Origin of the sequence: Ensifer adhaerens (assembly GCF_020035535.1) — a bacterium.
GTDB lineage: Bacteria > Pseudomonadota > Alphaproteobacteria > Rhizobiales > Rhizobiaceae > Ensifer.
The window spans coordinates 2,136,004-2,159,750 of record NZ_CP083349.1 but is presented as its reverse complement, the minus strand read 5'-3'; the positions used below and the strand labels follow the sequence as shown (position 1 = coordinate 2,159,750).

Annotated in this window: 21 protein-coding genes; 15 read left to right on the top strand and 6 right to left on the bottom strand. The window is 63.2% G+C overall.

The window, feature by feature from the left end; all coding sequences use genetic code 11:
- Positions 1 to 36 precede the first annotated feature (36 nt).
- Entirely contained in the window at positions 37 to 951 is a 915-nt protein-coding gene (locus tag LAC81_RS10625; RefSeq protein ID WP_223724746.1) for a LysR family transcriptional regulator, read from the bottom strand.
- A gap of 244 nt (positions 952 to 1,195) precedes the next feature.
- Between LAC81_RS10625 and LAC81_RS10620 the strand changes: the two genes are divergently transcribed.
- The 6 genes from LAC81_RS10620 to LAC81_RS10595 all read left to right on the top strand — a co-directional run bounded on the left by LAC81_RS10620 (position 1,196) and on the right by LAC81_RS10595 (position 7,199).
- Entirely contained in the window at positions 1,196 to 1,984 is a 789-nt protein-coding gene (locus LAC81_RS10620) for a transporter substrate-binding domain-containing protein (RefSeq protein ID WP_223724745.1), read from the top strand.
- Between the two features lie 471 nt (positions 1,985 to 2,455).
- Positions 2,456 to 3,958: a M81 family metallopeptidase gene (locus LAC81_RS10615; RefSeq protein WP_223724744.1), complete on the top strand. Its 1,503-nt coding sequence runs from the start codon at positions 2,456 to 2,458 to the stop codon at positions 3,956 to 3,958.
- 109 nt (positions 3,959 to 4,067) lie between these two features.
- Positions 4,068 to 4,340 (top strand): DUF3302 domain-containing protein, encoded by a 273-nt coding sequence (locus LAC81_RS10610; protein WP_223724743.1) that lies wholly within the window; start codon positions 4,068 to 4,070, stop codon positions 4,338 to 4,340.
- A complete protein-coding gene (locus LAC81_RS10605) occupies positions 4,337 to 5,278 on the top strand; it encodes an HlyD family secretion protein (protein WP_223724742.1) in 942 nt (313 codons plus the stop codon). The genes LAC81_RS10610 and LAC81_RS10605 overlap by 4 nt, the downstream gene beginning before the upstream one ends.
- 96 nt (positions 5,279 to 5,374) lie before the next feature.
- A complete protein-coding gene (locus tag LAC81_RS10600) occupies positions 5,375 to 6,238 on the top strand; it encodes a helix-turn-helix transcriptional regulator (protein ID WP_223724741.1) in 864 nt (287 codons plus the stop codon).
- An 88-nt stretch (positions 6,239 to 6,326) separates the two neighbouring features.
- Complete coding sequence (locus tag LAC81_RS10595) at positions 6,327 to 7,199, top strand: NAD(P)H-binding protein (RefSeq protein WP_223724740.1); 873 nt, start codon at positions 6,327 to 6,329, stop codon at positions 7,197 to 7,199.
- 266 nt (positions 7,200 to 7,465) lie between these two features.
- On the opposite strand, the gene LAC81_RS10590 is transcribed toward LAC81_RS10595, so the two are convergent.
- Positions 7,466 to 8,758 (bottom strand): MFS transporter, encoded by a 1,293-nt coding sequence (locus LAC81_RS10590; RefSeq protein WP_223724739.1) that lies wholly within the window; start codon positions 8,756 to 8,758, stop codon positions 7,466 to 7,468.
- Between the two features lie 219 nt (positions 8,759 to 8,977).
- On the opposite strand from LAC81_RS10590, the gene LAC81_RS10585 reads away from it, so the two are divergent.
- Positions 8,978 to 9,910: a LysR family transcriptional regulator gene (locus LAC81_RS10585; RefSeq protein WP_113539029.1), complete on the top strand. Its 933-nt coding sequence runs from the start codon at positions 8,978 to 8,980 to the stop codon at positions 9,908 to 9,910.
- A gap of 81 nt (positions 9,911 to 9,991) precedes the next feature.
- On the opposite strand, the gene LAC81_RS10580 is transcribed toward LAC81_RS10585, so the two are convergent.
- Both LAC81_RS10580 and LAC81_RS10575 read right to left on the bottom strand, forming a co-directional pair.
- Positions 9,992 to 11,005, bottom strand: a complete 1,014-nt coding sequence (locus tag LAC81_RS10580) for an aldo/keto reductase (RefSeq protein WP_223724738.1) — start codon at positions 11,003 to 11,005, stop codon at positions 9,992 to 9,994.
- Between the two features lie 630 nt (positions 11,006 to 11,635).
- On the bottom strand, positions 11,636 to 12,040 hold the full coding sequence (locus LAC81_RS10575; protein WP_223724737.1) for a hypothetical protein: 405 nt from the start codon (positions 12,038 to 12,040) through the stop codon (positions 11,636 to 11,638).
- A 269-nt stretch (positions 12,041 to 12,309) separates the two neighbouring features.
- Between LAC81_RS10575 and LAC81_RS10570 the strand changes: the two genes are divergently transcribed.
- The 4 genes from LAC81_RS10570 to LAC81_RS10555 all read left to right on the top strand — a co-directional run bounded on the left by LAC81_RS10570 (position 12,310) and on the right by LAC81_RS10555 (position 17,222).
- A complete protein-coding gene (locus tag LAC81_RS10570) occupies positions 12,310 to 14,745 on the top strand; it encodes an arylsulfatase (protein WP_223724736.1) in 2,436 nt (811 codons plus the stop codon).
- A gap of 202 nt (positions 14,746 to 14,947) precedes the next feature.
- Positions 14,948 to 15,295, top strand: a complete 348-nt coding sequence (locus LAC81_RS10565) for a hypothetical protein (RefSeq protein WP_223724735.1) — start codon at positions 14,948 to 14,950, stop codon at positions 15,293 to 15,295.
- A 236-nt stretch (positions 15,296 to 15,531) separates the two neighbouring features.
- Positions 15,532 to 16,170 (top strand): glutathione S-transferase family protein, encoded by a 639-nt coding sequence (locus tag LAC81_RS10560; protein ID WP_223724734.1) that lies wholly within the window; start codon positions 15,532 to 15,534, stop codon positions 16,168 to 16,170.
- A 212-nt stretch (positions 16,171 to 16,382) separates the two neighbouring features.
- Entirely contained in the window at positions 16,383 to 17,222 is an 840-nt protein-coding gene (locus LAC81_RS10555) for a hypothetical protein (RefSeq protein ID WP_223724733.1), read from the top strand.
- A gap of 45 nt (positions 17,223 to 17,267) precedes the next feature.
- Here the strand turns inward: LAC81_RS10555 and LAC81_RS10550 are convergent, their stop codons facing one another.
- A complete protein-coding gene (locus tag LAC81_RS10550; RefSeq protein WP_223724732.1) occupies positions 17,268 to 17,600 on the bottom strand; it encodes a hypothetical protein in 333 nt (110 codons plus the stop codon).
- Positions 17,601 to 17,918: 318 nt separating this feature from the next.
- On the opposite strand from LAC81_RS10550, the gene LAC81_RS10545 reads away from it, so the two are divergent.
- The 3 genes from LAC81_RS10545 (at position 17,919) to LAC81_RS10535 (ending at position 22,248) form a co-directional block, all read left to right on the top strand.
- Positions 17,919 to 19,406 carry a nucleobase:cation symporter-2 family protein gene (locus LAC81_RS10545; RefSeq protein WP_223724731.1) on the top strand — a complete coding sequence of 496 codons (1,488 nt, stop codon included), beginning with the start codon at positions 17,919 to 17,921 and terminating at the stop codon, positions 19,404 to 19,406.
- A gap of 184 nt (positions 19,407 to 19,590) precedes the next feature.
- Positions 19,591 to 20,196 carry a deaminase gene (locus tag LAC81_RS10540; protein ID WP_223724730.1) on the top strand — a complete coding sequence of 202 codons (606 nt, stop codon included), beginning with the start codon at positions 19,591 to 19,593 and terminating at the stop codon, positions 20,194 to 20,196.
- 147 nt (positions 20,197 to 20,343) lie between these two features.
- Positions 20,344 to 22,248 carry an adenylate/guanylate cyclase domain-containing protein gene (locus LAC81_RS10535; RefSeq protein WP_223724729.1) on the top strand — a complete coding sequence of 635 codons (1,905 nt, stop codon included), beginning with the start codon at positions 20,344 to 20,346 and terminating at the stop codon, positions 22,246 to 22,248.
- Positions 22,249 to 22,282: 34 nt separating this feature from the next.
- On the opposite strand, the gene LAC81_RS10530 is transcribed toward LAC81_RS10535, so the two are convergent.
- Entirely contained in the window at positions 22,283 to 22,879 is a 597-nt protein-coding gene (locus LAC81_RS10530) for a TetR/AcrR family transcriptional regulator (protein ID WP_223724728.1), read from the bottom strand.
- Positions 22,880 to 23,058: 179 nt separating this feature from the next.
- Here LAC81_RS10530 and LAC81_RS10525 point away from each other — a divergent pair, with 179 nt between their 5' ends.
- Positions 23,059 to 23,478 carry a RidA family protein gene (locus LAC81_RS10525; RefSeq protein WP_223724727.1) on the top strand — a complete coding sequence of 140 codons (420 nt, stop codon included), beginning with the start codon at positions 23,059 to 23,061 and terminating at the stop codon, positions 23,476 to 23,478.
- Positions 23,479 to 23,747: the final 269 nt, after the last annotated feature.

The window sequence follows — 23,747 nt, the reverse complement described above, 5'->3', positions numbered from 1 at the left end:
ATGGGGAGAGGGGCGCGGGCGCGCGACCTCGCTGCACTACTCGCTGTGACCGGCGCCGCCTCCTGCCATCTGCCGCTCGCGTGTCTCGATCTCCGCGATCAGCCAGTTGAGAAAACTCTTCGTCACCGGTTTGGTGCGCAACAGTTCCTCCTGGCAGACGAACTGGTAGGTTTCTGCGGGTTCGTAGAAGTGGTCGTGCACCAGGCAGATCTGACCGGTCTTCAGCTCGTATTCCACCATGGTGCGGTCGATCAAGGCCACGCCCTGGCCCTCCTTCACCGCTTCGAGAATGATGTGCTGGTCGTCGAAGATCAGGTCCTGATGGCTGCGCGGCAGCGCCAGGCCCGAGGAGGTGATCCAGCTTTGCCATTCCGACAGTGCGCGGTAGTGCAGCCGGTTGCCGGAAAGCAGCGCCTGCTTGTCTTCCTGCCTCTGCCAGAGGTCGCGGCCGCAGACGGGAACCAGGCGTTCGCGCAGCAGTTTGCGGGCGAAGCGGCCGGGTGGCGGCTGCAGGCAGTAATTGATGATCACGTCGGCCGGGCCGGTGCCGGCGGTGATGGTTTCGAGGTGGGAAAGGTGGATCTGCACGCCGGGATTGGCGGCGAGGAACTCCGAGATGCGCGGCGCGATCACCTTCATCGAGAAGAACGGCCCGACACGGACCCGCAGGATCTTGTCGCTCGTGCGTGGGCGGATGTGCTGGACCACGCCCTCGAGATCGTCGAAGGCGCGCTGGCAGGAGGCATAGAGCAGCCCGCCTTCCGGCGTCAATTCGACGCCGTGCTGCTTTCTGACGAAGACCCGAAGGCCGAGGTTAAGCTCCAGATTCCTGATCTGGTGGCTGATCGCTCCCTGGCCGATGCAGAGCTCGTCGGCGGCCGCCGTCAGGCTGCCGTTGCGCGCGGCCGCCTCGAAGGCGCGCAGGGATTTGAGGCTCGGCAGGTCACGCATCCGCTTCTCCGGGGTCAGGATCGCCGGTAACCTAGCATGAATTTTTTCGATGGCTGGAATGATTTCTTTCACATTGCGAAGGTCCGCTCGCTCCCGCATTGTCGAAGCATAATAAAGCAAAACGAAAACTGAAATCGGCCGAAAATCCAGGCAGTTTCGCGCAGATTGGCATGTCGGGTGCGACCCGAATGTCCTTGCGGTTGAGGCTTCCTGTCCGGCCGACGGGAACGACAGAGGGAACGAAATGATAAAGAAGTTCATGACCGCATCGGTCGTTGCCACGCTGCTTATGGTCGGCACTGCCAGTGCCGAAACGCTGGCGATCGGCACGGAGGGCGATTACGCGCCGTTCAACTACGTGACCGCGGCCGGCGAGATCAAAGGCTTCGACTACGATATCGGCCAGGCGGTCTGCGCCGAGATCAAGGTCGATTGCGTCTGGAGCACCAACGAGTGGGCGGGCATCATTCCGGCACTTCAGGCCAAGAAGTTCGACGTGATGATCGCCTCGATGGCGATCAATCCGGACCGCAAGACGCAGGTCGATTTCACCAATCCCTATTACTTCAACGCCATGCGCTTCGTCGCCCGCAAGGATCTGGGTCTCAAGGACATCTCGCCCGAGGCGCTGAAGGGCAAGGTGATCGGCACGCAGTCCGGCTCGGTCGCGGTCGAGGCGCTGCAGGAGTTCTTTCCAGACAGTGAAGTGAAGCTCTATCCGACGATGAGCGAAGTGTTTCTCGACATGGAAAACGGCCGGCTGGACCTGATCCTCGAAGGGCAGATGGCCTTTACCGAATGGCTCGCCAAGGAAGAAAGCGGCTGCTGTGCCTTCGTCGGCGAGAGCTTCGTGCTCGACACGGCCGAAGGCAACGCGATGGCGGTGCGCAAGGGCGACGAGGCGCTGCTCGCCAAGCTCAATGCCGGCCTGAAGACGATCATGGAAAACGGCACCTACGACAAGATCCGCAAGCAGTATTTCGACTTCGACATCATGGCGAAGCCGAAGACCACGAGCGAGTATTTCCGCTGAGGTTTGCGGCTTTGCCTGCCGAGGTTTGAGGTTCCGGCCTCATCCGGCCTGCCGGCCACCTTCTCCCCGCTCGCGGGGAGAAGGGATGCTGCCGGACCCGCTCGCCCGTAACCTCCCACGTTCGCGGTTTTCTCTGGCGGCGGCGGAGTGCCCCGCGTGCGCACGTTCGCGGCTCGCTCTCGTTCCCTCTCCCCGCTTGCGGGGAGAGGGTTAGGGTGAGGGGCAAATCCCGATCCGAGCAGTGAGGGAGAGCCCCGACCGGATGCGCGTAAGGCTGCCTGGCCACGCGCTCGTCGAATGACCAGCAACCCGTTGTCAGAGGTGAAGCGGCCGTGGGCCGCTTGCCCAGAATTCGCCTGCCGCGTGCTGCGCTCGATGCATCGCTAGTCAGGCGGACAGGCGCGGCGCCGGGGTTTCGCGTTTTCCCCGGCGCCCGTCTCCTTCTCCAATCCGAAGATGAAAGTGCATGCAATGAGCTTCAGGGTCGCCGTTCTCGAATTCAACCAGGAAACCAACACGTTCTCGAAGCTCAAGACCGGCTTCAGGGACTTCGAGGCGTGCCACTATTTCGTCGGCGCCGAGATCGAAAGCCATTGCCGCGGCACCAATTCGGAGATCGGCGGCTTCATCGACTGCTGCGAGCGCTATGGCTGGCAACCGGTCTATACCGTGGCGGCGCGGGCCGAGCCCGGCGGCAGGATAGAAGAGGCGATGCGGCAGCGCTTCGTCGCTGATCTCCAAAGCGCGCTTGATGGCGAAAGGCTCGACGGCGTGTTCATCGTCTTCCATGGGGCCATGTGCACGGAAACGGCGGACGATGCGCAGATCCAGTTGCTGGAGGTGGTGCGCGGCATTGTCGGGCCGGAGCTTCCAATCGCCGCGACCTTCGACCTGCATGCCAATTCGGCACCCGAGATGGCCGGCCTGCTCGATATCGCCGTCTCCTTCCGCACCTATCCGCATGTCGACATGGCTGAATGCGCCCACAAGGCCGGTGCGCTCTTGAACCGCGCCATGCGTGGCGAAGTCCGCCCGGCGCTCGCCATCCGCCAGCCGCCGATGCTGAACGGCTGCAACGACGGGCGCACGACCCATGCCTGCGCCATGACCGAGCTTTTGGAAATTGCCGACGAGATCGCCGCCCGCGACGGCATGCTCGCGACCTCGATCAACGCCGGCTTCTACGATGCCGATATCTTCAACACCGGCCCATCGGCCGTCATCTGCTACGACCGCAACCGGGTGGGGGCCGAAGAGGCGGAAGCCGAGGCCGCGCGCCTCTGCCGCGAGATCTGGGACCGACGCGAGCACCAGGACGTGCAGCTGCCACTCGACGCGCTGCCCGGCATCGTCGCGGCGCATTCAGCGAAAGATCGCGCCGGGCCGCTGGTCATCGCCGATTTTTCCGACAATCCCGGCTGTGGCGCCTATAGCGATTCCACCTGCGTGCTCGCGCGACTGCTGGAGATCGGCGTCGAGAGGGCGGCCTTCGGCGCGCTCTGCGACCCGGAGGCAGCGGCCGAGCTGATCTCTGCCGGTATCGGTGCGACGCGTGAAGTGACGCTCGGCTGCAAGATCGACCCCGCCGTCGGCGGCGGGCCGATTAGGGTCCGGGGCAGGGTGGAGGCGATCTCCGACGGCAGGATCGTGTTCGAGGGGCCGATGTTTCAGGGGCTGCCGGCGACGATGGGGCCGAGCGTGCGCTTTCACGTCGCGGGCATCGACATCCTCATCTGCAGCGAACGCCAACAGATGCTCGACCGCAACCTCTTCCGCGCCGTCGGCATCGAGCCTTCCGATTACCAGATCGTCGTCGTCAAATCGCAGCAGCATTTCCGCGCCGCCTTCGGCCCGATCGCGTCCGAGGTCGTCGAGATCGACGGCGATGGCCTGAGCAGCGCCAATATCGGCGCGCGGAAATACAAGCGCGTGCGACGTCCGGTCTATCCGCTGGATGGTGGTGAACTCGGCTGAGGCGCGCTGTCGTTCACCGGCCCATGCGGCACGGATGGTAACCGTTACGTACTTCCGCGCGCGAGGTCTCCGGAGCTAGCCTCCCCATCATGAAGGGGAGCGAAACGTCATGAGCTTCATCGATCTTTTCGCCTGGATCGTGCTGATCGTGCTCGTGGCGAGCACGGTCGCGGTCCTCGTGTTTCTCGCCATGCTGCCGGGGTCGATCGCGAGGCGTCGCAATCACCCATGGGCCGAGGCTGTGAATGTCGCCGGCTGGGTGACGCTGTTCCTCGGTTTCGCACTGTGGCCGATCGCGCTCGTCTGGGCCTATGTGGATGTGCCGCGCGCGCATGAGGCGCATACAAATGGGGGCCACTCGAGCGAGGCGGGCCAGCCATGATCGTTGTCCTGCTCAATGTCTATCTGGCCATCCTCTTCTGCCTGGTGAAATTCAGGATCGTTACCTTCAACCTCTTCTGGAAGGTCTCGCCGGCGATCGTATTCCTGCTGCTCCTCATCGGCCTGTTCATCCCGATGAACTGGGGCGCGCCGCAGGGCAAGGCGCTGGTGGTGCGCAATTCCGTGGCGATCGTGCCCGATGTCGCCGGCGAGGTGCTGGAGGTGGCGGTCGCTTCCAACAGCCCGCTGAAGGCCGGCGATGTGCTCTTCCGCATCGATCCCGTGCCCTACAAGGCGAAGGTGGACGCGCTGCAGGCGCAGCTTTCGCTGCAGGAGCTCCGGCTTTCGCAGATGACGAAGCTGCAATCGCGCGACGCCGCGACCGAATTCGACGTCCAGCAGCGCCAGGCGGATGTCGACAATCTGAAGGCGCAGATTACCAATGCCAAATGGGACCTCGACAAGACGACGGTCCGCGCACCCGCCGATGGCTATGTGACCAATCTTGCGCTCCGCAAGGGCGCGCGGGTCGCGACCCTGCCGCTGTCGCCGGCCATGGCCTTCATCGATACGTCCGAGACGATCATCGGGGTGGAGATCAACCAGATCGACGCGCGCTACATCGAGCCCGGCCAGAGGGTGGAGGCGACGTTCAAGTTCGCGCCCGGCGAGACCTATACCGGGACGGTCGAAGGCGTGCTGCAGGCAATCGCCTCCGGGCAGGCGCGCGTCTCCGGCACGGCGGTAACGCCGGAGGCGGTCGCGGCCGCACCCTTCGTCGTGCGGGTGAAACTCGACGACCAGGCCTTCGCCGCACGGCTGCCCGCCGGTGCTGCGGGAGATGCGGCGATCTTTACCGACCGGGTAAAGGCGGCGCACGTGATCCGCCGGGTTCTCCTGCGCCAGATCGCGATCACCAACTACATCAATCCGTTCTGATTCTTTGTCATACGCAGCCTCGTGCCAGTGGTTGTTAAGCGACCGTTTGGGACATAGCATGGCGTCCGCACACCCGGATCAGAGCCGCGACAGATCATGACACTTTCCGCAATCCAGACGCCGCAAGTGCTGTTGACCAGCGCCGGCAGAGCGTGGCGCGGGCTTGCCGCGGATTTCATCCATATTCCCCGCGGGCGGGTCGATGTGCCCGGCGGCGAAATGCATCGGCTGGGCATGCATTTCGGCCCGCCGGTCAACGCCGATTGTCGCTGTGGCGGGCGTCGCATGCGCCGGGTGCAGAAGCCGGGGGATATCGACATCGTGCCGGCGGGCGTCGACGGGTCCTGGGAGGATGATGCGGACTGCCGGATCCTCAGGCTGAGTTTCTCGCGTTCGCTGCTCGATGGCGTGGCGGCGGATCTCGGGCGGGGGAGCGTCGAGCTGCTGCCGCAGATGCAGGTGCGCGATATCAGGCTCGAGGCGATCGGCTGGGCGATCAAGGCGGATCTGGAGGCCGAGACACCGTCCGATCCGCTCTATGTCGACCTTCTTGCCAATGCCCTGGCGGTCCGGCTGATCGAAACCGCGACCGGTGGTGCGCAACAGGCAGAAGGGTGCAGCGCGCCGAAGCTCTCGGCGCGGCAATTGCGGGTGCTAACCGAGTACATCGAGACCCATCTCGACGGTAGGCTGCATCTCGCCGATCTCGCGGCGGTCGCGGGCTTGAGCGCCACGCGGCTGAAGGTCCTGTTTCGCAACAGCACCGGCCTGCCGGTGCATCAATATGTCATCCGCCGCCGTGTGGAATTTGCCCGTGCGCTGATGACCACGACGGCGATGCCGGCAAGCGAGATCGCTGTCGCCGCGGGCTTCTCCCATCAAAGCCATATGGCCTCGACCATGCGCCGACTTCTCGGCGAGACGCCGGGTACAATCATGCGACGCTCCAGCGAAATCTGACCGAAGCTGCAAAATCCTGGCCGAACCTGTGCGACGGGCCTCGGCATGATCCCTAGTCCTTGCCCGTCTTCAGCAAGGAAAAGAGATCATGTTCGTCATTCTCGGAGCGGCCGGAAAGGTCGGGATATCAACGGCGTCGGCTCTGCGCGCGGCAAAGCTGCCGGTGCGGGCAGTGCTGCGCGATGCGGCAAAGGCCGGGCCATTGCAGGCGATCGGCTGTGACATCGCCTTTGCCGATCTGCGCGACACGGCAGCGCTCGGCGTGGCGATCGCGGGGGCCGAGGCCGTGCAGATCATCCTGCCGCCGCCGCTTGGGGCCGAGGATGCCAGATGGGAAATGCGTGCGCTCACCGAGAGCATGGCCGAGGCGCTGGCGCAGGCGCGGCCGAAACGGGTGCTGGCGATCTCCGACTATGGTGCCCATGTGCCCGAGGATATCGGCATGCCGACCGTCTTCCGTCTCTTCGAGGAACGCCTTCGCCGGCTCGACATGCCCAAGATCTTGCTGCGATCGGCCGAGCATATGGAAGGCTGGGCGCGCAGCATTCCGGCGGCGATCGCGACCGGCACCCTGCCGAGCCTGCATCACCCGGTCGAGCGGACCTTTGCCGTCGTTTCGACTGGAGACGTGGGGTGCGCGGCTGCAGACCTACTCTACCGCCCGGGCGCGGATAAAGCAGAGCAGATCGTGCATGTCGAGGGGCCGCGCCGCTATAGCGCCAGCGACGTGGCCGTGGCCTTGGGTCCGTTGCTCGGGCGCACGATCACGGCCCAGGCGGTGCCGCGCAGCCGATGGCAGGAAGCGCTGGAGAAGACTTTGAGCGCCAGCACCGCGCGGCTTCTGGTCGATCTCTACGACGCCCATAACAAAGGTGGGCTGATCGATGTCGAGCCGGGCGGCGAGGTTCGCTACGGAACGACGGGATTGGTCGAGGCTCTGCGGCCTTTCGTGCCGGCCTGATCGGGGCGGTGCGGGTCTTCCAGGCGCCCCGCTGATACGGAAGGAGTGGTCGGCCGTTATCTACCGATCTCCAAGCGTAACCGGTGCTCGTTCCCGGGGCGAATATGTCGAAGCCCCGCGGTCGGATCACCGCGGGGCTTGATTTTTGAGGCCTGGTGGTGGGAGAGGCCCATTTTCGCCGGCGCGGGCCAGTCGGTACGGGCGAGACAAACGCGAAGGGCGGCACCGGCGAACTGGGGACAAGACTGCCGGTGCCGTGCGGGCCTCTACTTCCTTGCCCCCTTCGACAGCAGGGTGAGGCCGAAGAGGAGGAGACCAGCAGCCGTGAGGACAAAGCCCGCCCAGACGGCCGAAAGCAGACCATGGCCGGCGGCGATCGCTGCACCTCCGGCCTCGGCGCCGACGGCATTGGCAACGTTGAGGGCGGCAAGATTCATGGCGCCCATCAGGCTCGGGGCTTCGGGAGCAAAGCGGGTGAGGCGCACCTGGATCGTAGGGATGGCGGCCATGGTGGCAGCACCAACTCCGAAGAGGGCGGGGAAGAGCACCCAGGTATTTGCCGCGCCGAGGGCAAGCACTGCCAGCGTTGCGAGCGCTGCGGCAAAGCCAAGCACGATGCCGCGGGCGGGATAGAGGTCGGCAAGCTTGCCGCCGACGAGGTTGCCGGCCGTCATGCCCATGCCGAACAGTGCCAGAGCGACCGGGATCATGGCCGGCGAAAGGACAGCGACATCGGTGACGATGGGGGCGATGAAGGTGTAGACGGCAAAGATGCTGGCGATACCGACCGCTGCCACGAGCATCACGCCCCACACACTTGGCTTGCGCAGCGACGAGAGCTCCTGCACGACCGGAACCCCATCGAGCGCCTTGGTGCGCGGTACCCAGGCCCAGATCGCGAGGAAGGCGAGGACGCCAAAGGCGGCGATCGCCAGATAGGTTTCACGCCATCCAAGCGTCTGCCCGAGGAAGGTGGCGAGCGGCGAGCCGACGATGGTTGCGACCGTCAGCCCGGTCATGACGATGGCAAAGGCCTTGCCGGCCTGGCCGGGGCCGACGACGTAGGAGGCGACCACGGCTCCGGCGCCGAAATAGGCGCCCTGCGGCAGGCCACTGATGAAGCGGGCGACCATCAGCATGCCCATGTTTGCGGCAATCGCCGAAAGCACGTTGCCGAGGATGAACAGCCCCATCAGCGCCAGAAGCAGCGTGCGCCGGTTCATTTTCGCGGCCGCCAGCGTCATCAGCGGCGCGCCAATGACGACGCCGAAGGCGTAAGCGGTGATGGCGCTGGTGGCTTCCGGCACGCCGATGTTCATGGCTTCAGAAAAGAGCTGGATGATGCCCATACTGGCAAATTCCGAAGTGCCGATGGCAAAGCTGCCGAGCGCCAGCGCAAGCAGCGTCAGGCGGTTGTTGCGCTGGGTCGGGGCCTCGACGACCGGCGGTTCTGCGCGCTTCCGGGTTGCGATCTGCGCACCACTGACCCGCTGGCGCAGGCTCGCGAAATCGAATGCGGCGGTCGGCGGGGCAAGGCTGGCTTCGACGGTGTGGGACATCTCGGTGATCCTTTTCCTGTTGTGCTGGACCGTCGCTTCTGGACGGTTCGCTTGAGACAACAGATCTCACGACAGGCGGCGAAGCAGTAGACGGTGAGGGTTCCCAGGATCTGATAGGGAAATTCACAGATGCAGCGGCGGGGGCCTGCAACGCCGCGACACAGTGGGTTTTCAGCGCTAATCTGGCGGCAGATCTATGAATTCAAATCGGGGGGCGTCATGGATAACCGGGCAGGCGAGATGATGGTGTTCGTCCAGGTGGTCGAGGCTGGCAGTTTTTCCGAGGCCGCGCGGCAATTGCTGATGACGCCGTCGACCGTGTCCAAGCTCATCCAGCGGCTGGAGGCACGTCTCGGCATCCGCCTGGTCGAGCGCTCGACGCGGCGGCTGCTACTGACGAGGGAAGGCGAGTTTTACTACGAGCGGAGCCAGCGGCTGCTTGCCGATCTCGACGAGACCGAACAGCAGATTGCCCACGGAGGTGCCGAGCCCGAGGGGCTGATTCGGGTGAACTCCTCCGTCAGTTTCGGGGCGGCGGCGCTGGAGCCGATCCTGCCTGCCTTCTGGGAAGCCTATCCGAAGATCGTCATCGACCTTTCGCTGTCGGATGAAGTCGTCGATCTCTACCTCGAACGGACGGATGTGGCGATCCGGGTCGGGCGGCTGCCGGATTCCAACCTGGTGGCGCGCAAGATCGGCGAGACCAAGCGGCGGATCGTCGCGTCCCCCGCCTATCTCGAAAGGCGGGGCGTGCCGGAAACGCCGGAAGACCTGCTTCATCACAATTGCATCGGCTTCAACTTTCGCCGGGCCAATCCGGTGTGGCCGATGCGCGAAGGTGGGCGGATCGTCGAGCGGATGCTGAGCGGCTCGCTTCTGACCAACAACGGCGAAACCATCCGCCGCATGGCGATGGCAGGCGTCGGCATCGGGCGGATTGCCGACTATCACGTGCGCGGTCCGATCGCCCGTGGCGAACTGGTGGAGGTGCTGGCCGACAGCGCGATTGCCGAGGCCGACGATATCCATGCGCTGTTTCGTGGCGCCCAGCTTCTGCCGGCGCGTGTGCGCGCCTTCCTCGATTTTGCCGTGCCCCGCCTGCAGCGCTTTCTGGCCGAGGAACCGGCAGAGCTTTCCCCGCCCGTGGGATGACGGGCGGGGATGGTGGTTTCGGGGTATCGAGTTGTCGCAATTCCGACCGGAAAACCGTTTCACACTTTTCCTGGAATTGGTTTAGCCGGCGATCGGTAGCGGAGCGGCCGGGTTGACGAGGCCGGCTGACTTGAGTTCCCGCCAGAAGTCGGCCGGTACGACCTCGTTGAGGGCGGCGCGGTCTTCGGCGATGCGGCTCGGCTGGCTGGCGCCGGGGATGACGGCTGCGACGGCCGGGTTGGCAAGCGCGAATTGCAGGCCTGCCGCCTTCATCGAGATACCGTGGCGGTCGGCGATCGCCTTGATATTTGCCACCTTCTGCAGGATTGCGGGCGTCGCCGGGGCATATTCGAAGTTCGGTCCGCCAACCAGCGCGCCCGAGCTGTAGGGGCCGCCGACGATGATGCCGAGGCCGCGTTCGGCGACCGCAGGCATGACGCGCTGGAGGGCGCGGTCATGGTCAAGCAGCGTGTAGCGCCCGGCAAGCAGGAAGCCGTCTGGCCGGGGACCTTCGAGCGCCAGCAGCAGTTCGATCGGCTCGACCCGGTTGACGCCGAGGCCCCAAGCCTTGATCACGCCCTCGTCGCGTAACTTGTCGAGCGCCTTGAAGGCGCCGTTGCGCGCGGTTTCGAAGACACTCAGCCATTCGTCGCCGTAGAAATCCTGGGCAACGTCGTGGACGAAGGCGATCTCGATGCGGTCGGTCTTCAGGCGCTTGAGGCTGTCTTCGATCGAGCGCAGCGTCGCGTCGTAGGTATAGTCGTTGACGATCTTGTTGGGGCGGCCATAGCGGAAGACGTCGCCCTTTTCGCCGAGATCGCGGGCGCTGACGTCCTCGATCTCGTCGAGGATGACCCGGCCGACCTTGGTGCTGATGACATATTCGTCGCGCGGGCGCCCTGCGAGCGCTTCGCCCATGCGGATTTCCGCAAGGCCGGCGCCGTAGAACGGGGCGTTGTCGAAGTAGCGAATGCCGTCGTTCCAGGCGGCCTCGACGGTGCCAAGCGCTTCCTGTTCCGGAATTTCGCGGAACATGTTGCCGAGCGGTGCTGCGCCGAAGCCGAGCTTGCCGGGAAGAATATCCTTGAGTGCCATTGCCTTGTCCTTTGATCGAGAGGCAGGTCGTGCCTGCGTCGTTGAAGTCTACGTTGGTGATACCCGGGACGATGTTTGGTGAAGTGCATCGCCGTTGGGTAGAGAGATAGGTCAGGCGGCGGATGGCCGGTAGCCGTGCGGGTTTCGCAACATCTGGGAAGCGAATTCACAGATGCCGAGACAGTCGATCTTTCGGGTGTGGCATGGCGCTCGCAATCTCGCGGCGCTGGGCTCGACGCCGAATGGGACCGCCCGGCCAACGCTCCGGGTGCGTAGAGGCGATCGATCTGTCGGCGCGGGGTGCGGGCCGCCATTGCGGGCTCGCTCGTCTGGCAGCGCTGGGAGACGAACGGGTTACGCGGCCCGGCAAAGGCCGGGCGGGCAATGGGGCAAGACGCTGCTTGGAAAGTTCACCGGGGAGTGGCCGAGGCCTCGATAGCTCGATAGCGAGCACGGGTCTTCACGCGGTCACGGTGTTCGCAGAGCGCCAGTATCGTCCTTGGACGCGCTGATGATCTTCACCGCGCCGGCCGGACAGTCGTTCTCAGCTGGAGACGCTCAAGGTAGGCCCGTCCACCGGGGTGGGGGCGAAGATCGCCCCAACCGTCGACGTCAAGCCGCAGATGCATTTTACCAGTTGTTGTAGCCGCGAACCGGGCAGCTGGGCTGAAGGCCGAAGATGATCGTCCGGCGGTGCGATCCTCTGATTTCGATCCACTGATTGGTGGTTCGACCGACTCTGGCGTTCTGCAGGCCCTCGGCCCGTGCTATCGCCAAAGCGCGCTGCGGGGTACAAATGCGGCCGGCGCGGCGATCACGATAGTAGCGGTCGCGATAGTTGCGGTCGCGATAGTTGCGGTCGCGATAATAATCGTCGCCATAGTCCTCGTCGTAGTAGCGTCGGCCATCGTCATATCTTGGCCCACCGCCATCGATATAGAGCTCTACGCCCTGAGCATGGGCATCGCCCGGCATCAGGGCTGCGCCGGGTATCAACGACGCGAGCATCAGGCTGATTGAAATGATCTTTCTCATGGATATACCTCCGAATCGGTAGCCTATCTAACGCTTCTGTTTATGAACGCAGCCCGAACGGAATTGTTCGCGCAACGAAAGACGCGGGGTCCGGCCACCCGGACAGACCGTCTGCGGCGCATTGGCCGGAGATGACTGGGGCTCGAAAAGACCGGTCGTAAAGCAAACGCGCGTCAGGTTGTTCTACCTTTCCCGTGCGCGGTGATTTGCGTATATTAGGTCACCCTAATTCGGAGAGGGTTCAACGATCTGCAACAGAGGTGTTCGCCATGACCATTGGCCAGAGCATGCTTGCGGGTGCAGCTTTCTTCGCGCTTGGTTTTACGCCCGCATGGGCACAGCAGGTTTCAGGGACGCTCGGCGCACCCGGAGCGACCACGACAATCACGGGTAATCAGTTGCCGTCGCCAAGTCCGGCTTTTGGCGGCGTGATCAAGGAAAAGGCCTCGGAATCGACGCCCTGGTGGACGCCGCGCGTCGTGCCTCCGAAAGGCGCCCCCAATGTGCTGCTCATCATGACGGACGACCAGGGCTTCGGTGCACCGAGCACCTTTGGCGGGGTCATTCCGACACCGGCGATGGACCGTATCGCCAATGAGGGGTTGCGCTTTACCAACTTCCACTCGACATCGCTTTGCTCGCCGTCTCGCGCGGCTCTGATCACCGGGCGCAATCACCATTCCGTCGGTTTCGGCGTGGTCGGTGAAATTGCTACCGGCTATCCCGGTTACGATTCGATCATTCCCATCGAGAAAGGAACGATCGGCACGATCCTCAAGGAGAATGGCTATGCCACCGCGTGGTTCGGCAAGAACCACAACACGCCGTCCTACCAATCGAGCCAGGCGGGGCCGTTCAACCAATGGCCGACAGGCATGGGCTTCGACTATTTCTACGGCTTCGTCGGCGGCGATGCCAGCCAGTGGCAGCCGAACCTGTTCCGCAACACGACCGCCATCTATCCGTTTGAGGGCAACCCCAAATGGAACCTGGAAACAGCCATGGCCGACGAGGCGATCCAGCACATCAAGCAGTTGAGCGAGATCGCCCCCGGCAAGCCCTGGCTTGTCTATTACGTGCCCGGTGCCACCCATGCGCCGCACCATCCGACATCCGAATGGATCAAGAAGATCAGCGACATGCACCTCTTCGACGAGGGCTGGAACAAGGTTCGCGAGACGATCTTCGCCAATCAGAAGCGGCTCGGCATCATGCCTGAGAGCGCGAAGCTCACACCATGGCCGGAAGGGCTGCCGCAATGGGATTCCCTCAGTATCGAGGAGAAGAAACTGTTTATCAGGCAGGCCGATGTGTACGGTGCCTACCTTGCCTATGCTGACAACGAGATCGGGCGCGTCATCCAGGCGGTGGAAGACCTCGGAGAGCTCGACAACACCCTGATCATCTACATCGGCGGCGACAACGGAGCGAGCGCCGAAGGCATGGTCAACGGTACACCGAACGAGTTCACCACGTTCAACGGTGTCGAGGTACCGGTAAAGGACCAGTTTCTCTGGTATCCGTTCTGGGGTTCGGAGCGGACATTCCCGCATTTCGCAGCCGGATGGGCCTGGGCGATGGATACGCCCTTCAAGTGGGTCAAGCAGGTGCCTTCGCACTTCGGCGGGACGGCGCAGGGCATGGTCATGTCCTGGCCGGGCCACATCAATGATGCCGGCGGTATCCGCGCGCAGTTCCACCACTTCATCGATATCGTGCCGACGATCCTCGAAGCGGCCGGGATATCGCAACCGGAGACGATCAACGGCATCACGCAGGAGCCGATCGAAGGCGTCAGCATGGCCTATACATGGGACAAGGCGAATGCCACGGCCCCGACGCAACACCAGACGCAGTACTTCGAGATGCTGGGAAACCGCGCGATCTACCACGACGGATGGGTCGCCGCGACGACGCCCGCGACGTTGCCGTGGGAACTCAGCACCAAGACGCCTCCCGACGTGATCACCGGCTATAACTGGGAACTCTACAACGTCGACGAAGATCCGACGCAGTTCTCCGATCTTGCCGCCAAGATGCCTGACAAGCTGAAGGCGTTGCAGGACCTCTTCTATGCCGAAGCGAAGAAGTACAACGTGCTGCCGCTCGACAATTCGACGCTCGCACGCTGGAACGCCCCTCGACCCAACCTGACGGCCGGACGGACGGAATTCACCTATCGGGGAGAATTGAGCGGTGTACCGGCCAGTGCCGCGCCCAGCACCTTGAACAAGTCCTATACGATTACCGCCGAGGTCGAGATACCCGACGGCGGTGCCCAAGGCATGATCGTTACCGAAGGCGGCCGCTTTGGCGGTTACGGCCTCTTCCTCAGCAAGGGAGACTTCGGTGTCGGCAGCGGGAAGGTCGTGTTCCTCTACAATCTCCTCGACCTCAAGCGCATCATGTGGGAGGGACCGGAGCTCGAACCCGGCAGGCACACGATCGTCTTCGACTTCAAGTCCGATGGAAAGGGACTTGGCGCCGGCGGCATGGGCGTACTGTCGGTGGACGGCAAGGAGGCTGCCAGGAACAGCATAGACCATGGCATCCCGGTTACCTTCCCCGAGGATGAGACCTTCGACGTCGGTCTCGACACACGCACCGGCGTCGCCTTGCTGGAATACCGCTATGACACGCCGTTCCGCTTCACGGGCAAGATCGACAAGCTGACGTTCGAATTGAAGCCAAACGCAACGCCCTAGAGCGACTTTTCCGCTTTCAGTGGGTCCACTGAAAGCGGGATGCTCTAAGCGCCGTGCGTTCAAGCGAACGCACTAAGGACGCTCTGGCTCTTTGAATCTAGAGCATCTTTTCCGCTTTCAGTGATTCCACTTGAGGGCGGGAAGCTCTAGCGCCGGTGGATCGCAAGGCTTGGACTTAAACGGCTGGCGGAGGTGCGTTCCTATGATACGCGTGCTTGATCTCGCCGCCTTCGGGGAGTTGGCAACAGGGCTCGCGCTGGTGGTCGTGCCTTCGTTTGTGGGGCAGGTATTGCTTGGCGAAGTACTGACCGGCCCTGCTATCCCGACGGCCCGGGTGGCAGGAATTGCCCTGATCGCACTCGGGCTTGCCTGCTGGAGGAATTCAGGTCTTCTCGGCATGCTGATCTACAGCGCGGCAGTCACGCTCTATCTCGCTTTCTTCGGACTGACGGACGGTTCCGTGGGCGTCCTTCTGTGGCCAGCGGTCGCAGTTCATGCGGTTCTGTCGGTCCTGCTTTGGCGCAGTCGTGACAAATCCAACACCAGCTAGAGTGCGGTGCCTTCAACCGAACGTACCAAGGACGCCCTGGAACTCTCATTCCAGAGCATCTTTCGCCTCCGGTGCTTCCACTTGAGAGCGGGATGCTCCTGTTCACCCGTCGGCAACCATATTTAGGCGGATGACTGTTCATTCAAGCCGAAGCGGCGCTCGATTTTTCTCTCGCGCCTGTCGGCGAGCGGCGCCTTCGTTCGTCTTCATAGCGTGTATGCAGGGAGAGAGACCGCATGAAGCTCTATTTCAGCCGTAACCCCAATCCTCGACTGGCGGTCGCCGCCGCCCGCTTCCTGAGGGCGGAGGTCGCGTTCGAATTTGCCGAGCCGCTGGCGCCGGGTAAGGCGGAGCGCTATCGGCCGCTCAACCCCAACCTGCTGCTGCCGATCCTGGAACGGCCGGGCCGCTCGCTCTGGGAGGCGGATGCGATCGCCTGCTTTCTCTCGCGCAGGACAGGCTCCAACTTCTGGCGAGCGGATGACGACGAGCCCGAGATGATCCGCTGGATCAGCTGGGGCAAGGAGAACTTCATCAGGGCCTGCGACATGGTGCATTGGGAGCGCGGCACCAAGCTGCGCTACGGTATCGGCTCCTGTGACGAGGCCATGGTGGAGGAGGGGCTGAAGGCCTTTCACAAGGCCGCCCGGCTGCTTGAGGCCGAGCTCTCCGGCCGCGCCTGGCTGGTTGGCGATACCGTCTCCTTCGCCGATTTTCGCATGGCGACGTTCCTTCCTTACAACGATGCGGCGCGGCTGCCGGTCGAGGACTATCCGGCGCTCAGGCGCTGGTCTCGCCAACTCGAGGAGATCGACGCCTGGCGTGATCCTTTCCGCGGCCTCACTGCGCCGGAAATGCCGCCGCTTCCTGCCTGAGCGGAAGGCGCAAGGGCGTATCGAAAGGCCGCTGCCGCCGGGTCCGCTGCCGCTGGATTTCGTCTGCATTCCCAGTATGATGGGGGTCCAGCCCTCTTTCCGCTTGGCCGCCATCCGCGCGGTTGAGCGCGCCGAAAACTCCCATCATGTCGTTATCCGTCGTTCCCGCCGCGGCGCTATCGCCGCCTTATTCTGCCGAAGATCTGGTCCGGATGGATCGCTTTCGCGAGGGGCTCGATTCCGCTGCGCGCGAACTGCTGGAAACCCATCTCGCCCTGCCGCGCGAGGTGCACTACGTGGCCGATCTGCGGCGCTGGATGCTCAGCCAGATGACGATGGCCATGCATTTCGAGCATAGCCAGGACCGCACATGCCTGCCGATTTCGCCGGGCAATCTCGCCCGCACCATGAGTGCGATCGCCAGCCGCAACACCGCGCATGCATTCCTTTTTGAAATGCGGAGATACGGTTTTGTCGAGCCGTTGGAGAGCGAGGACGGCCGGCAGCGCGCGGTTCGCGCAACCGAGATGAGCGAACAGCTCATCCGGCGATATTTCGATATTCATCTCAGGGCGCTCGACATCATCGATGGCGGCGGGCGCTTCGCGCTGTCGCGGCAGCAGCCGGACCTCTTGCACCGGGCGCAACCCCGTTTTGCGCGCCTGCTCTTGGAACGGCGCGATTGGCACAAACCGCCGCCAAGCATTGCCAAGTTCGTCCGCTCCGACTCCGGAAGCAGCGTCCTGCACGACCTGATCAAGAAAGTGCCGTCGCTGCCTGCCGATAGCACGGCGTCGGTCTGGATCGGAAAGGTGTCTCCCAACGCCCTGTCGAGCCGATACCGTATTTCCAGAACGCACACGGCGCGGCTCTTTGGCCTGGCGCGGGAGGCGGGGCTGATCGGCTGGGCGAAGAAGAGCAATCGCGGCGCGTGCTGGATTTCGACGGCGCTGGTGCACGACTACCGCTACTGGCAGGCCATCAAGCTTTCGGCCGTTTCGACCGCCTTTGCCGAAGCCTGTCTCGCAAGCGGTGTATTGAAAGCCGCCTGAAGACGCATGCGGCGGGGGTCCGCTAGGGCCCCCGCCGGGTGCTCATTACTCGTGGATCGTATAGGAACCCATTTCGCAGAGGTCCTGCGTATCCGTCGTCGTGTCGAGATCCTCGCCCTGGAATTCGAAGCGCATGTCATACCGGCAGACGCTGCGGCCATCGGCGACGGTGATTTCCATCTCTTCGCCGGGGCCAAGAGCCTGGCGGCCGAAGATGTCGTCTTCCCAGCTGTCGACGCCGGTCGGCGAGGCGTAGAAGTTGTTCAGAACCGAGTTCGTGCCGTTCTTCAGCGTGAAGACGAGATCCTCGGCATGGGCTGCGGTCGATGCGCACAGCACGGCCGCCGACGCCAAAAAGGCGAAGCGAAATTTTTTCATGTTTTCAACCTGTTGGAATATGTTATTGCGAAGTACTGCGGAAGTTCTTTAGCCGAACTCGAAACCGATCTAAAGGTCGCTGTCGTACCATCTTTGGGTCTATCGGGATCTATTCGACCGGGCCGGCAGGTGACGGCGAAATCGTCCCGAGGTTGGCGTTGAACGCCGTTGCCGAAGGGCCCGCACGGACGCCGGAGCGGCTCCCACGCATTCCCGTCCGAATCCCGAAAGGTGTTTCGCGTTTTTTAGGAAGGCGCGATTTGCATACCTTCCGTTACCTTTTGGTTGTCCCGCTGGAGACGGGGCAATCACAAAGGTATGGAGGAGATACCCTTGGCAAGCATTGCAGAGGATAACGCACTACCAGAGAATCCCGAAGACGAACGGCTGAGCATCGGCGCCAATCTGGCCTATGGTCTGCAGCATGTCCTGACCATGTATGGCGGCATCGTTGCCGTTCCGTTGATCCTCGGCCAGGCGGCGGGCCTGAATTCCGCCGATGTCGGCCTGCTCGTCACCGCCTCGCTCTTTGCCGGCGGTCTTGCGACCATCCTGCAGACGATCGGCGTGCCTTTCTTCGGCAGCCGGCTACCGCTGGTGCAGGGGGTTTCGTTCTCGGGCGTCGCGACGATGATCGCGATTTCGGGCAACGGCGGCATCCCGGCGATCCTGGGCGCGGTCATCGCGGCCTCGCTGATCGGCCTTTTGATCACGCCGGTATTTTCGCGCATCACCCGCTTCTTCCCGCCTCTGGTTACCGGCATCGTCATCACCACCATCGGGCTTACGCTGATGCCGGTGGCGGCATTCTGGGCCATGGGCGGCAACAAGGCGTCGCCGGATTTCGGCAGCACCGCCAACATCCAGCTCGCGGCGGTCACGCTGATCATCGTGTTGCTGCTCAGCAAGCTCGGAAGTGCCTCGATCTCGCGGCTCTCGATCTTGCTTTCGATCGTGATCGGCACCGGCATTGCCTATGTCGCCGGCATGACAGATTTCTCTCAGGTCGCAAACGGCCCGGTCTTCGCGCTGCCGAAGATCTTCCATTTCGGCTACCCGACCTTCGAGCTTGCCGCGATCATCTCGATGCTGATCGTCATCATGGTGACGCTGGTCGAGACCTCGGCCGATATTCTCGCCGTCGGTGAGATCGTCGAGACCAAGGTGGACTCGCGCCGGCTCGGCGACGGGCTTCGCGCCGACATGCTGTCGAGTATCCTGGCGCCGATCGTCGGTTCCTTCACCCAGAGCGCCTTTGCCCAGAATGTCGGGCTCGTTGCGGTCACCGGCGTCAAGAGCCGCTATGTGGTGGCAACCGGCGGCCTGTTCCTGGTGACGCTCGGGCTGTTGCCGATCATGGGGCGCATCGTAGCCTCCGTTCCGACCTCGGTTCTCGGCGGCGCCGGCATCGTGCTCTTCGGCACGGTTGCGGCAAGCGGCATCCGCACGCTGTCCAAGGTCGAGTACAACAACAACATGAACCTGGTCATCGTTGCGACCTCCATCGGCTTCGGCATGATCCCGATCGCAGCCCCCGGTTTCTACGAGCATTTCCCGGCCTGGGTCGCGACGATCTTCCATTCTGGCATCTCGTCGGCGGCAGTCATGGCGATCCTGCTCAACCTGCTGTTCAATCACTTCACGGTTGGAAACTCGGACCAGCAGTCGGTGTTCGTCGCGGCGACGGAGCGCACGATCCGCTACCAGGATATTGCGCGGCTTCATGACGGCGACTATTTCCTCAACGGCAAGCTCTATGACGCCAAGGGCGTCGAGGTGCCACTGATTGCGGCGGAGGCGCACTGAGCCGACCGTCGCCTCGTACATGCAATCCCGGGTGGACGCCCTCTTGAGACGTCTTGCGGAATTGCCTTGAAATGCGCAATCCGAAGGCCGCTTCGGATTGTTTTGAGAGCCCGCCATTCCGGGCAGGAACCGCTTCCTGTTTTTCCTGGCGTTGATTGAAAAACCCAACAAAAGGACATTGGGAATGACAACGGAGACCGACACCTACCAACTGCTGGACGCGCTGCTTGGCACCATGGAGCACGGCATCATTCCGGCGACGGAAAAAGGCGTTGCAGCCGGAAACAAGATCTTCGGTGCCGCGCTGATGCGCAAATCCGATCTCTCCACCGTACTCGTCGAAACCAACAACGAGACGGAAAATCCGCTCTGGCATGGCGAAGTGCACACGCTGAAGCGCTTTTACGAGATCGAAGGAACCGAGCGGCCGGACAGCCGCGATCTCATTTTCCTTTCGACGCATGAACCCTGCTCGATGTGCCTTTCGGCGATAACCTGGGCAGGTTTCGACAATTTCTTCTATTTCTTCAGCCACGAGGATTCGCGTGACTCGTTCTCCATTCCCCACGATCTCAAGATCCTGAAGGAGGTCTTCACGCTGGAGCCGGGCGGCTACAACCGGACGAACGCGTTCTGGAAGGGCCAGTCGATCTATAAGCTGATCGACAGTCTGCCGGCGCCGCAGCGCAACGAGCTGAAGTCCCGCGCCGATGCCATCCGCGCCAAGTACGACGATCTCTCCGCCGTCTACCAGGCGAGCAAGGACGACAACGCGATCCCGCTGAACTGACGCGCGAAAAGCCTTTACCTGCACCGGGCCATTTCATTGTCTCATCGATTCAATGAAATGGCCTATTTGTTTGAAAGATTGCGCATTCCTGCCGGCCCGAGCAGGTGATAGGTTCCGTGAAATACAGTCGCGTTTCGGGGGAATTGCGTGAACTGGTCCAAGCCTCTCAGAGTGCATCTCAGCGTGCTCGTCGTCGCGCTCCTGCTTCTCACGGCGACGCCGATCATCTGGATGGCGTTCAGCCAGGGACGGCAGGCGGCGATCCTTGCCGGCGAGAAGCATATGCGCGAGATGAGCCTGCGGCTGATCGAGGGATACAGGAACGCGCTGGAGGGTGGCCATGAGGCGGTCGCGCTCGCCTCCACCGTGCCGCAACTGGCCGTCGCACCGCCGGGGGACCTGGAGCCGAAGGAGCAGTTCTTCCTGGAGGTGCTCAGAAGCGTTTCCAACGCGACGAGCGTCTATGCCGGCTATCCTGACGGTTCTTACCTGCAGGTCATCAATACGGAACGGGACTATGTTCGCCAGAGCCTCGCGGCACCGGTGGGCACGGCCTTTGCCGTACGGCTGCTCGCGCATGGGCAGGACACGGGAACCGTTTCGACCCTTCGGTTCCTCGACGGCCAAGCCAGGCAGATCGGGGAGCGCCCGTTCGAGCGGACGAATTTCGACCCGCGGCAGAGCCCCTGGTATCAGGCCGCCACCAAAAGCGGCGGCGCGGTGTCCGTCGGGCCCTATGTCACCGGAACGCTCAAGGTGCCGACCCTGGCGCTGGCGGCGCCGCTGAAGGGCCAAAACGGCATCGTGGTCGGCACGAACATTCACCTGCAGACCGTCAGCCGCCTGCTCGATGCGCGGGAGATATCGCCGCGAGCGCGATCCTATGTCATCGGCAGCGACAACAACCTCGTCGCCCATTCTGATCCCGCGGTCATGAGCACGATCCTTGGCGCATGGTCGGGCGGCCGCGGGGCCGACATGCACAGCCTGGACCCGAGCCTCGACGTCGTCGCGCGGCTGCGCAAGGACCCGGCCTATGCGGGCGGCGGCCTTGCCGAAGCCGATTTCGCCGGCGAACGCTATCTGGTCCAGATGGCGCCGGTCAGCGTTTCCGGCCTGTTCAAGGGCAGCTCGGTCGCAATCGTCGTGCCGCTGCAGGATCTCGTGGCGCAGGCAAACCGGCTGCTGTTGCGCAATCTCCTGATTGCCGGGGGCCTACTGGTGGCGGGCGTCGTCGGCTCGCTCATGCTGTCGCGCGTGGTCAGCCGCAAGCTCTATCATCTTGCCGACGAGGCGCGGCGGATCGGCGACCTGAACTTTGCCGGCAAGGATGCCCCGCATTCCTGGATCACCGAGATCAACACGCTCGGGGGCGCACTTTCCGCCAGCCGTCGCGCCATCGTCCAGTTTGCCCTCTATGTTCCGCGAGAGGTGGTGCGGCGCATCATCGATCCCGAGGGCGGCGCGACCGTCAGAGGCAGGCGGCAAAACGTGACCGCGCTCTTCACCGACGTGCGCGACTTCACGACCATCTCCGAACAGCATTCTCCCGAGGAGGTCGTCGATATCCTCTCGGCCTATTTCGAGATGCTGAACACGGTGGCGGAGCAATACCACGGGACGGTGATCCAGTATCTCGGCGACAGCATTTTCGTCATCTGGAACGCGCCGGTAGAGGATCCGCAGCACATCGAGCATGGTTGTCATTGCGCGCTGGCGATGAAGGCGGCGGTCGACCGCCTGAACGAGACCAACCGCAAGAACGGCCGTCCCGAACTGTTCACGCGGTTTGGCGTGCATACGGGCCCGGCGGTCGTTGGCAGCTTCGGCGCGATTGCGCGCCAGCAATACACGGCGATGGGCGACACGATCAATGTCGCCTCGCGGCTCGAAGGGCTGAACAAGGAGTACAACACCTCGATCCTGGTGAGCGGGGCGGTGCATGCCGCCGTTGCCGATCAATTCGACTTCCGCGCGATGGGCATGGTGCACGTCAAGGGACGCTCCGGAGGGGTCGATCTCTGGGAGCTGGTCAGCGGGAAGGCCGGCTAGCCTTCGCCGCTTCGCCGCCTCGAACAGGTGCGCCTCAGCGACCCGCCAGCAGGCCGGTTGCCATGGCGCGGAAGGCGTCGATCGCTTTCGGCAGAACCGTCTTCGGCTCATCGCTGGCGGCGACCCAGAGGGCGGCGTTGAGCGCGGCACCGCTGAGCAGCCTGGCTGCCGCTTCGGGATCCACCGGCTTCAGGATGCCCTTGTCCAGCAGCTGCTCCACCGACCGCTGCGTCGCCACGAGGCAGCTGTTCTGGCTCGGCCATTTCGAGGGATCGCCGAGCACGGCCGGGCCATCGAGCAGCACGATCCGCTGGACCTCGGGATCGAGTGCCATCTCGATATAAGCGGCTCCCTCGGCAAGCATCGCCTGCCAGTGGTCGCCGGCTGCAGCATCTGCGCCGATCTCCTTGGCGCGGGCGGCCATTTCGCCGTCGATCTGGGTTACGACCGCGGCCAGGAGCCCGCGCTTGTCGCCGAAATTGTGATAGAGCGCGCCGCGCGTCAGCCCGACATCGGCCGTCAGTTCATCCATCGAGGCGGCGGCATAGCCCTTTTCCGCAAAAGCCTTTCGGCCCGCCGCAATCAGCTTCGCGCGGTTTTCCTCCATCGTTTCCTGGCGGCTTCTGGCCATCATCGCCCTCAATTTCAGATACGGTGCGTATATGGATTTGACATACGCGTCGTATTTGGTTAGTTCATATACGTGGCGTATATCAAATGAAGCGGCTTTTGTGAAGTTCTGCCTGATCGGGCAGCGCGCGCCCGTTTCTGCGCCCTGGATTTAGCTCGAATTTCAGAAAGGCCAGAGAAATGACACGTGATGCAATCTTTCCCGCCAACCGCCACGCACTCTACGAGGCGCACCGCTATTCCGCCGCCATCCGCTCCGGCGATCTGCTGTTTGTTTCCGGCCAGGTGGGCAGCCGCGAGGACGGCACGCCGGAGCCGGATTTCGCCCGCCAGGTCGAGCGCGCCTTCGACAATCTCGAAGCGACGCTGAAAGCCGCCGGCGCCACCTTTGACGATATTGTCGACGTGACAAGCTTCCATACCGATCCGGAGAACCAGTTCGAAACGATCCTGGCGGTCAAGGACCGCGTCTTTTCCGAAAAACCCTATCCGAACTGGACCGCTATCGGCGTCAACTGGCTCGCCGGCTTCGATTTCGAGATCAAGGTGATCGCGCGGATTCCGGAGAAGGGTGGCGCCGAGCAGGAGCGGGCGGCTTAGTTCGCGCGGGACTGTTGGCAGGCTGCGGAGCCGAAGATGCCTTATCGCGAGCGGTGTCCCAATCTCCCTCATCCTCGCCCGTGTGGCTGGGATCCAGCGACCCGACGTCCGTCGGGTCAAAGGGCTGCTTTCAGCCCAAGGACTCGGGCTGGTTCCGCAGTTCAAGCTGAACTGCTCGAGATTCCTGTGACGAGCACAGGAATGACGGAGACCTTGGCGGGTGCACCAGGTTCTCTCGAAAACCCACAAACGGTGTTTGCCTGTCTATC